Origin of the sequence: Acinetobacter sp. YH12134 (assembly GCF_013418555.1) — a bacterium.
GTDB lineage: Bacteria > Pseudomonadota > Gammaproteobacteria > Pseudomonadales > Moraxellaceae > Acinetobacter > Acinetobacter indicus.
Genome location: NZ_VPBT01000038.1, coordinates 1 through 10,439 on the forward strand (window position 1 = coordinate 1; position 10,439 = coordinate 10,439).

Below are 10,439 nucleotides of genomic sequence, written 5' to 3' on the forward strand. Positions count from 1 at the left end.
CCATGTCACTGAATACTCGTCCTAGAAAAGCGTTAGATTGGCTTACACCATTAGAGAAGTTTGCTCAGCTTGTTGATTATCATAAGGCTTTTGAAACTGTCGCACCTCATGTTTGAATTCGCCAAGCCTAATTGAGAAACCATATTCTTACCTTTTTATTTTTTTATCACTCTCATTTAATTCATCAATTAATTTCGATCTCACTTCTAATCCCATTTTTGTAGCATCAGGCATATTTCGCCCTTCAGTCAATGTGATTTCAACCGTATCATCTGGATAAAGGTGCACTGCTAAATAGCTTTTTCCTTTTAAGTCCTCTTTGGTCAGATAAGGAACATTTTTTGCAACGTGTTGTTTACGAATATTTGTTTGTCCCCATGTAACATATTGTGGTCCAGTAATAATCGCAGATCGTTTAGTGGCTGCCCCAAAGCCTCCTCCAACCTCCTCGCCATTCACTCGTACAATATATGGTCTATAACTGGGATCATAGCCAAATGATGTGGTCGTTAGAACATAGGTTTTACCGGAACCTGAACTACATCCCACCAAACCTAAAGCTAAACTTATTGGTAACATCACAATTTTTTTAAATATATTCATCACATCACCTGTCGCGACTCCAACTTCTTTTCGAACGGCTTCGAAAAGTTAATATTGATTTGATTTTCACCATATCTTATCCGTCTTACACCACCTGTAAGCTCATAATCTTGCACTGTGGCTATTCTTTTTTCGACTATATTTAGCTCACGATTAAATGAGGTTCCGACACCAGATACATAAATAGGATGACTAACTTGAATCCCCATCAGCACAGTCTTGTTTTTTTGTGGACCAAGATTATCTACATCTTGATTTATATTCTTAACTTTTTATATTACTTATCATAGGACACCACTATTTATTATTTTTCTCTTTTCGTAGTTTATTTCTCCATTCCAGCCCTTTCTGTGTAGCATTAGGCATGCTTTCAGAATCTGTAAGTGTAATTTCAACACTATCATCCGGATAGAGATGCACTGCTAAATAGCTTTTTCCTTTTAAATCCTCTTTGGTTAAATAAGGAATATTTTTTGCAACGTGTTGTTTACGAATATTTGTTTGCCCCCATGTAACATATTGTGGTCCTGTAATAACTGCCGATCTTTTCGTACCGCCACTACCAATTAACTCTTCATTTAACAAAACATCATATGTGCGATAACTTGGATCATAATTAAAGGAGGTTGTCGTAAGTATATAAGTTTTACTTGAGCCTGCACTGCAACCCACCAAACCTAAAGCCAAGCCTACTGGCAGCATCACAATTTTTTTAAATATATTCATCACATCACCTATAATTTTTAATTTACTTAAAGAATATTCCTAACTTCACGTTTCTTTGATGCCAAATTAATTGTGTTAGCATAAAGTTATGTTTTATGAGTTTATTCGTTTTCGTCAACTAAACTCTCTAAGTCTTCCATCGCCTGATCCATTGTCATCATCTTATTTTTCACTTTTAGCAGCACACTTTGAAGCAGCTCTTCTTGCTCGAAAGAGAGATGGATCCGGAAATTTGAACAACTCCTATAAGTGATATTCTGCTCCTCAAATGATGTTATAAACATCAATATATGGAGTATTTTATGGCACGTAGACCAAGAAGAAATCATTCAAATGACTTTAAGGCCAAGGTAGCACTTGCTGCGATCAAAGCAGAAAAAACACTTGCTGAATTGAGTTCTGAGTTTGATGTTCATCAAAACCAAATTATTGACTGGAAAAATCAATTGATCTCAGCTTCCTCGCAAGCTTTCGATCAATCAAAAGCTCCATCAGCCCCCCCCCATTGATCTAAAAAAACTACATGCAAAAATCGGTGAGCAGGCATTAGAAATTGATTTTTTAGAAGGTGTGTTGAAGAAACTGGGCCGCTTCAACCACAAAAGTTAATCGATCTCTCACTTCAGATTTCAGTATCTAAACAAGCTAAGTTACTGAAAGTCTCTCGTGGTTGTTATTATTATCGCCCAAAACCTGTTAACTCATCAGATCTGAAGCTGATGCGATGTATTGATGAATTACATATGCAATATCCTTTTGCAGGCAGTCGTATGATGCGTGATTTGTTGAATCGTCAAGGGCATCATATAGGACGACGTCATACACGTACTTTAATGAAGAAAATGGGTATTCAGGCGTTATATTGCAAACCAAATTGGCTTTGTTACATAAATATGTAAGCATCTGATTTAAATAAATTTAATTTTGGATTAAAAAGTAATCAAAACTTTTAAAATCATATAGTTATGAAATCTTTGTGCAACAAAGCCCAGGAGTTCTATCAAATTACGTTTAGGAAGAAGCTTTATAGCTCATTGGAAGAATTACAAGTTGATCTAGACGATTGGCTGAAATTCTATAATACTGAACGGACTCATCAAGGAAAAATGTGCTGTGGTCGTACACCACTTGAAACTTTACTTGATGGAAAACGGATTTGGGCTGAGAAGAATTTAGCTCAAATTTAACCTGACAGGCACAATAAAAAATGGGTAACTGTCAGATCAGGTTTGAGCTAGTACAACCAATTTGTGTATCTCCCGAAGATCCTAAAGCATTTAAAGCTCCATCATAAACTTCCAAACGTTGGATTCGGCCTTCAATTTTTAACATGTCATACATCTAACCACTCGTCATGACTTTTTATTCTTCATTAATACAGCCAACTGTATATGCTGTAAGACCGAGATATTAAAGACCCTTCACAGAACATTATACGCGTTATACCTATACCTAATCTTACGGATGGTCCGAACAATCCAAACAGGTAATTTATTTGAGAATCAAAGAAATAAAAAACTCGCATTAATTTTCATTTATTTTATTAGTAACTTCTAAATACCAAATCGTCTCTCCCCAACTATTATTTTCAACCTCAGGGAATACCTCTCCCTGTTCAAAATAACGGGATTGCAATTGATTTGCAGGACTCCACCAATTACCTGTCCGTTGACAAGTCTGACCAGCAAAACCTTTTAAGCTTTCAGCTTGAATTGTCTCAGATGAACCACCTTCATCTGCAATGCGTTCAACTAGCACCCAAGTACAATCGCCATAGAAAGTCTCAAATGTTTCAGGATCCATTTCAGTAGCTATAACACTTCCTACTCCTCTACCTTCCTCCTCACTTGCTGCCATAAACTCAATTCTGTTTCTATCTTCTTCACAAATATAGATACCTGTTTTCCCAACGTTCTCATTAGATTTAACTATTATTTCTGGATTTATTCTATAAATTGGATAAGAGTCAGGTAAAACTAGATTGATTTCATGAAATATATCAGCTTCAGGATAATCAATAACAAGCTCATCAATATTCCAATAGGTTGGATAAGTATTTGAAATAATTGAAGCATAGCTTTTGGCAATTGAATAATAATCCCAACATTGTTTTACTTTATCTGTAGGTAAATCATCCATCCAATGTGGAGAAAACTCACTCAAACCTTTATCATTAGAGCGTATTTCTCCAGTACAACGTAAATAAGTAAAATCACCTGTTTTTATTTTTGCGTATGCAGTCTCTATACGATCCATCGTATTTCTTAAATTAGGCAAAACAGTTCCCCCCCATTGAATATCTGCTTGTTCTGGATAGGGTAAACTTCGTAAATTATGCATATAGATTTCAAATAGCTCCTCTAGGCTTTCTAAAAAGAGACGATAATTGTTGTACATCACTGCAAAGAACTCTAAGGAGCTAAACTGTTCCAACAAATATACAGCTTTGGGATTTACGCTATAACGCATATTTACTTCTTATTAGTAACTTCTAAATACCAAATCGTTTCTCCCCAACTATTATTTTCAATCTCAGGAAATACCTCTCCCTGTTCAAAATAACGGGATTGCAATTGATTTGCAGGACTCCACCAATTGCCTGTTCGTTGGCAAGCCTGACCAGCTAAACCTTTTAAGTTTTCTATTTGAATTGTCTCAGATGACCCACCTTCATCTGCAATCCTCTCAACTAGAGTCCATGTGGTCTCATAATATATGTTTCTTCCAGTTTCTTGATCTTGAATCGCATATCGTGGAGCAAAACCATTATCATCTTCTGGACTAGCTGCTAAAAATTTTAAATTATTGTCAAATCCATCACAAACATAAATACCTGTTTTAATTATCTTTTCTCTGGAATCCACTTTCACTTCTGGATTTATCCTATAAATAGGATAAGACACTGGTAACATTACATCTATATTATTAAATCTGCTTAAACTTGGAAAATTTTCTTCCAAAAATCCTTTTTCCCAATATGTGGGATAAGTATTCCCAATAATCGAAGCATAACTTTTGGCAATTGAATAGTAATTCCAACATTTTTCTACTCTATCTTTAGGTAAATCATCCATCCAATGTGGAGAAAATTCACTTAAGCCTTTATCATTGGAACGAACATCACCCACACAATCCAAATATGTAAAATCTCCTGATTTTATTTTTACATAACACTCGTCTATATAGTCCATTGTATTTCTTAAATTAGGCAAAACAGTTTCTCCCCATTGAATATCTGCTTGCTCAGGATAGGGTAAACTTCGTAAACTATATGGTAAATTATGCATATAGATTTCAAATAATTCTTCTAAACTATCTAAAAAAAAACGATAGTTATTACGCATAGTCTCAAAAAATGCTAACGAGCTAAATTGTTCTAACAAATATGTAGCTTTTGGATTTACTTCGTAATTCATAATTTTCTCTATCTTGGTTTATGTTCTAGCTTGGCAGCCAAACTATAATCACCCATATTAGTTTGTAAAGTTGGAACGCCAACCATTGAAAAGTTGCCAATCTCAGTGTCGGTGCCATAGCCCCAACCTGTCAATTTGCGCTTGCTTAATCCCGAAGGAATTAAATGATCAGGATGAAGCACAATTTGAATCCCACCACCTTCTAAATAGAATTCTTTAAGCTGTTGTGAGGCAGCAGGTCCTTCCCATGCATACAACTTCTGTCCTTTAGGAACTGTATATTCAAGATATTCACCATTAGCATTCCAGCTTGCCCAAACTGCAAATTTATCACGCCAATCTTCACGACTTTTTAGCTTTCCAAACTCAGACTTACGCATCCAACAAATACTGTTATCTAAACTACGTGGATCTAAAACACGATATAAAACTTCACCTTCCTCAATGGGATGAGCCTGCTCAGCGCTACTGCCCTGCTGGTGTATACGAAATAATGGAAAATGATGATGGTTCTAAGCGTTTCCAAATTAATGCTGCGAACTGTGTTCACTGTAAGACTTGTGATATTAAAGATCCGTCACAAAATATTACTTGGGTTGTACCTGAGAGTGCAGGTGATATGAGCTATTCGAATATGTAATGTCTTTTAAAACCCTCGCTAAAGTTTTTTTATTAAACTTCGATAAATACGAAAGTTTCCCCTTGAGCGATATAGTTTTATTCTTCACCATCAAAATACCAATATACTTCACCCCAGTCTTGTTCTGAAAGCATTGGTAAAATGTCACCTCTATCAAAATATTGACGCTCATTTGGTTGGGCTGGAGTCGTCCAATAACCTGTTTTTGGACATTTATCCCCACCTTTGATTTTAATTTTTTCTACTGAATCTTGTGTTTGTACTTTTTCTGATTGTGCTTTAGAAAAATCAACTAAATCTTTCGGATAAAATTGATGCTCTCGATAAATGGTATCATCAATATCTAACAACCATGTAACAGCTGCCGCTTCCCATGACCAATAACCAAAATAACTGATACCTGATCTAATATCAGGTTGTGGATGTTGATCATGATAAGGTTCACGACGACTGGCTTCATACCAATCTTCTAAGTACTGCAACATCATCGCTGGACGTTTTTCAGGTGCAGCATCAAAAACTTTAATGAGCTTACGATAAGGCAAATGACGACGTGCATCATTCGGTGGTATGCCTCGATCTGTTACAAATGAAGCAACCAATCGCTCGATTAAGCCATCTTTTTCTTGTCCTTCAGGTGTTGCTTCTGTGTAGTCGATAATCGTCATAATTCGACTCATTTGATCTGCATACCCTGTCAGTAAACCAAAGCATATCAATCGTAAAGCAATATACCAATAATCTTCAGTTCCCAAGGAAATATGCCAGACATAACGTCCACCTGCATCAGGGCTTAAATTATAAAGATGACTCGTTTCAGCATATTCTTCTGCCCAATGAAGAAGATACGGGTAAAGTTCTTTTATAAAATTTAAATCTCCACCTGCTGAATACTGTAAGGACATCAAATCTAAAGTATCAATAATCCGTCTTCTTCCAGAAGCAATATATCCACCAAACTTATAATCATTTTTATAATGACTAAATCCATCAACAACGGCATATAATCCGTTTAATAATTCATCAAAATTCTCATGGTAATCTTGTATTAATAAATATTCATCTCGAAAGCTAATTTCATTATCTATTTCTAACCTTTCCCATTTTTGCCAATCTATTTCTTGATCACCTACTTGTGTTGACATTCTTTTATCTCTCCAACATCTCGTTTGGTAAAACAAATTCTAATTTTATACCGTGTGCGGTTACTGTCAGTGTACACTTTGGCTAATTTAGGCCTTTACATTTCTCATAATGGTTGAAGTTATTTTTTTCTTTGGACTTATGATATTAAGAATGGGCAATAATATTATCCATATAAAAATAATGCCCCGAAGGGCATTTTTAATTCTATTCTTCACCATCATAATACCAATATACTTCACCCCAATCTTGTTCAGAAAGCGTTGGTAAAATCTCACCTTTACTAAAGTGCTGACGCTGATTTGGCTGGGCAGGAGTCGTCCAAAAACCTGTTTTCGTGGATTGCTCTCCACCTTTGATTTTAATTTTTTCTATAGTGGTTTCTGCTGAAACCGATTCAGCTTGCGATCTAGCAAAATCGACTAAATCTTTCGGATAAAATTGATGCTCTCGATAAGTTGAATCGTCAATATCTAATAGCCATGTCACAGCTGCTGCTTCCCATGACCAATAACCAAAATAACTGATGCCTGATCTAATATCAGGTTGTGGATGTTGATCATGATAAGGTTCACGACGACTGGCTTCATACCAATCTTCTAAGTATTGCAACATCATTGCTGGACGCTTTTCTGCATCAGCATCAAAAACTTTAATGAGCTTACGATAAGGCAAATGACGACGTGCATCGTTCGGTGGTATGCCTCGATCTGTTACAAATGGAGCAATCAATCGCTCGATTAAACCATCTTTTTCCTGCCCTTCAGGCGTTGCTTCCACATAATCGATAATCGTCATAATTCGACTCATTTGATCTGCATACCCTGTCAGTAAACCAAAGCATATCAGTCGTAAAGCAATATACCAATAATCTTCAGTTCCTAAAGAAATATGCCAGACATAACGTCCACCTGCATCTGGGCTTAAATTATAAAGATGACTCGTTTCAGCATACTCTTCTGTCCAATGAAGAATATATGGGTAAAGTTCCGTTAAAAAATTTAAATCTCCACCCGCGGAATATTGTAAAGATATTAAGTTTAAAGCATCTTGTAAGCGTTGATGACCAGCTGCGATATATCCGCCAAATTTAGAATCATTTTTATACTTATTGAAACCGTCTGTAACGGAATATATACCATTCACTAAAATGTCAAATCGTTTATGATACATTTTTGATTCAAGAAAGTTATCTCTATATTTTTTTGAATCTTTTACTTCTAAATTTAACCAACTGTGCCAATCTATATCTTTATCATTTACTTGTATCGACATTCTTTTATCTCTCCAACATCTCATTGGGTAAAACAAATTCTAATTTAATCCCATGCGCAGTCACTGTCCGTGTGCACTTGGGTTTATTTAAACCTTTACATTTTTCATGATGGTCAAATTTATCGCCTGTAATCGTAACTAGGCTTCTATCATAAGGACAACGTATTGCAACGGTTTTTCCAATTTTTCTTTCTGTACTTGGTTTAAAGTTAACACGTCGCCATGCTTCTATTTGTAAAATCAATTTTTCTTCATGTAACTCAATAATTTTTGAGCTTTTTATCTTATTAGCAATCCATAAATGTGACATTTGCACCCCATCACTCACCGTTGTTCCAACGGAGCGTTTCACTTTATCATCTTGGTCTGATGCCATATAAACATCGAGACCCATTTTCAATGCCATCATGGCGGCTTTAGGCGTCATGAGTGTTCGATGACTCAGTGCATTGGTCGCTTTACTGTCTGTAATACGATACTTATGTGCTAGTCGAGCACTATGCCATACATGATCAAGTCCGTTATGACCCGTATCGTGATATTCGTACAGCACGCCATTATTATTAATTTTAGAGCGACTTTTCATGCGTTTTACATAGTAATAATCCGTAATGTGCTCACCACCTGAACCAAGTTCTTGATTCGATCTTCTTTTTCGCTGTAATTGTTGACGTCGTGTTGAAGTATTTTGACGACCTGGGCTTACATTATTTCCTCCAGTATTTCTTGATACATTGCCATTTTGCTGAGTTCGTGGGGCTGGATTTTGATTTGGTCTACTGGTTGTTGTCGGTGTTCGAGTCGTAATTGGAGCTCTAGCTGTAGTGTTAGGATAAGGAGTTACTAGTGCCTTTTTATGGGCTGCTTGCATTTCTTTCATAACCATATCAATTTTTTGATTGGCAACTTTCTTCATTTGCTGAAGCTGAGTTACTAATGTTTTTAACTTAGCATTGCCGAGAACAGCTCGTGTCATCCAACTATCAAAGACGCCAATTAAACCATCAATAATTTTATTACTAGTTGTTTGCAGCTCTCTTGTGTATGTATTCCAATTTAAGGTTCTAAACCATTTATCTACATCACCACGTAATGTTTTGCTTGGTATTGCATCCAAAATAGCTCCCATAGCTTTACCTGAACGCAATTGTTTAAAAACAATTTTTAATCCATCACCAGCAATTGGAACAAATGCAACAAGATTAAATACCAAATCAAACCAATTCTCTTTATTATCTGGCTTTTCTGATATTTTAACGACTGAGACAATCACATTCCCGACATCAACGCCTTGACCAACAAAGGGTATACAACCTATCACAACTGCAACAATAATTTGAGCAGGACTGGAGCCACTACCATCAAGTACACCTTTAATCCATTGAGCCGCCGATTCTTCCCCTTTAGCTGTTATTCTCACAGCTTGCGTTGAACCCTTGGCTACGGCAGTATTCATTGTTTATCTCCTAGGTCTAATCTAGAAGTAGAATCATCTGTAAGTAAAATTTCTTCTAAATCATCTGCTATTGCATCGTCTACATCATTTTGTTGTGGTATTAATTGTTCTTCATAATCGCTTACATGATCGTCGTATTCGATATTATTTGACGTGAGCATCTCTTCAATTTCATCAGGGAAATATTCATCTAATAATGCATCAAGTTCCTGTTGATTATATTTTTCAATTAACTGCTCTGCTTCAGTAACACTCATCACTTTTTGATCTTTGAAAGGATTATCAACTTTTTCTCTATCTGGTTTCGCCTCAACACTACTAAAGCCATAGTAGACTTTAGGTTGAGTTTTATCACTAGGAATAGTGACTTTGGCATAACCTTCGGCATCTAGTACTCCTTCTTGAGAAGAACCATCAGCAAAAATCAATTTAAATGGAGCTTGTGCAACAGGTTTTAAGTCATCATAAATGTATTTTAATTCCACTTTATTAGGTAATAATTTAAAGGTAGGTAAAGCTGGAAATTTTGCTGATACATTCTTTCCATTCACAAACTGATGCTGCCCTGCTTTAACCTCAAACTTACCGCCAGTCGTAGGAAAAATCCCCGAAGCATTTATTTTTAGTTGCGAACCGCCTGCGGTCAGTACGATTTCTTTCGCACTGGTGATGTCGACATTTGCCTCCGTCGAAATAATCTGCACACCCTTTCTAGCAATCAGATCAGCACCATCCCCTTGAGCTTGAATCTCGATCTTGCCTTTGCCTGCATAGAGTCGTGCCCCTTCTTGCGCTGCAAATAAACTGATCTTTTTGCTGGCATGTCCGATGATGCTGTCTTGCGTGCTGGTGTTAATGCTTCCTTGTGCAATCTGGTTGATCTGCCCATCTGCACTGAGGTGGATGTCTTCGTTACTTTCTAGGGCAATTGAACTTGGTGAAGCCAAGAGCATGATCGCTTGTTTGAAAGCCGCGGCTTTGCTTTGGTCTTCACTCTCTAAGTTCTTGAGGTAGCCCTGTAGGTTTTCGAGTAAGCTCAGTGGATCAGTTTGTTGGTTTTTGGCCACTTCACTTAAGGCTTGAGCATTGTTCAGGCTGCTTTCTAGCTGACTCTTGGCTTCACTGGCATCGAGATGATTGCCTTCGGCTTGTGCCTGTGGATGGGTGGAAATCAGTAAGC

General features: G+C 36.6%; 9 protein-coding genes and 5 pseudogenes. 4 read left to right on the forward strand and 10 right to left on the reverse strand.

The annotated features are described in order from the left end of the window. Positions 1-116: pseudogene (locus tag FTU69_RS14230) on the forward strand (IS30 family transposase); the annotation flags it as partial. A gap of 31 nt (positions 117-147) precedes the next feature. Here FTU69_RS14230 and FTU69_RS14235 read toward each other — a convergent pair. Next, positions 148-603: a hypothetical protein gene (locus tag FTU69_RS14235; protein ID WP_168383889.1), complete on the reverse strand. Its 456-nt coding sequence runs from the start codon at positions 601-603 to the stop codon at positions 148-150. Positions 604-900: 297 nt separating this feature from the next. Beyond that, positions 901-1,329, reverse strand: coding sequence for a hypothetical protein (locus FTU69_RS14240; RefSeq protein ID WP_075167225.1), 429 nt, complete (start codon positions 1,327-1,329; stop codon positions 901-903). 290 nt (positions 1,330-1,619) lie between these two features. Here FTU69_RS14240 and FTU69_RS14245 point away from each other — a divergent pair. Together FTU69_RS14245 and FTU69_RS14250 are read left to right on the forward strand one after the other, a co-directional pair. Continuing rightward, positions 1,620-2,204, forward strand: a pseudogene (locus tag FTU69_RS14245) (IS3 family transposase); the annotation flags it as partial. A 117-nt stretch (positions 2,205-2,321) separates the two neighbouring features. Next, positions 2,322-2,516 (forward strand): annotated as a pseudogene (locus FTU69_RS14250) (IS481 family transposase); the annotation flags it as partial. Positions 2,517-2,853: 337 nt separating this feature from the next. Here the strand turns inward: FTU69_RS14250 and FTU69_RS14255 are convergent. From FTU69_RS14255 to FTU69_RS14265, 3 genes are read right to left on the reverse strand one after another with little or no spacing between them, the layout of a single operon-like run. Continuing rightward, the gene (locus FTU69_RS14255) at positions 2,854-3,798 is read right to left on the reverse strand and encodes a hypothetical protein (protein ID WP_180104077.1); all 945 of its coding nucleotides are present in this window, start codon (positions 3,796-3,798) and stop codon (positions 2,854-2,856) included. Between the two features lie 2 nt (positions 3,799-3,800). Beyond that, positions 3,801-4,745 (reverse strand): hypothetical protein, encoded by a 945-nt coding sequence (locus tag FTU69_RS14260; protein ID WP_180104078.1) that lies wholly within the window; start codon positions 4,743-4,745, stop codon positions 3,801-3,803. An 8-nt stretch (positions 4,746-4,753) separates the two neighbouring features. Next, positions 4,754-5,125: a hypothetical protein gene (locus FTU69_RS14265; protein ID WP_163146175.1), complete on the reverse strand. Its 372-nt coding sequence runs from the start codon at positions 5,123-5,125 to the stop codon at positions 4,754-4,756. Here FTU69_RS14265 and FTU69_RS14270 point away from each other — a divergent pair. Beyond that, a pseudogene (locus FTU69_RS14270) lies at positions 5,119-5,385 on the forward strand (4Fe-4S dicluster domain-containing protein); the annotation flags it as partial. The gene FTU69_RS14265 and the pseudogene FTU69_RS14270 sit on opposite strands and share 7 nt — an antisense overlap. 77 nt (positions 5,386-5,462) lie before the next feature. Here the strand turns inward: FTU69_RS14270 and FTU69_RS14275 are convergent. The 5 genes and pseudogenes from FTU69_RS14275 to FTU69_RS14290 all read right to left on the reverse strand — a co-directional run. Beyond that, entirely contained in the window at positions 5,463-6,530 is a 1,068-nt protein-coding gene (locus FTU69_RS14275; protein WP_180104079.1) for a PoNe immunity protein domain-containing protein, read from the reverse strand. Between the two features lie 4 nt (positions 6,531-6,534). Continuing rightward, positions 6,535-6,642, reverse strand: a pseudogene (locus FTU69_RS14955) (hypothetical protein); the annotation flags it as partial. Between the two features lie 93 nt (positions 6,643-6,735). Continuing rightward, positions 6,736-7,803 carry a PoNe immunity protein domain-containing protein gene (locus FTU69_RS14280; protein WP_180104080.1) on the reverse strand — a complete coding sequence of 356 codons (1,068 nt, stop codon included), beginning with the start codon at positions 7,801-7,803 and terminating at the stop codon, positions 6,736-6,738. A gap of 4 nt (positions 7,804-7,807) precedes the next feature. Continuing rightward, on the reverse strand, positions 7,808-9,259 hold the full coding sequence (locus FTU69_RS14285; protein WP_180104081.1) for a hypothetical protein: 1,452 nt from the start codon (positions 9,257-9,259) through the stop codon (positions 7,808-7,810). Further along, the coding region (locus tag FTU69_RS14290; protein WP_180104082.1) for a DUF2345 domain-containing protein at positions 9,256-10,439 on the reverse strand (1,184 nt) is incomplete at its 5' end. The genes FTU69_RS14285 and FTU69_RS14290, both read right to left, overlap by 4 nt.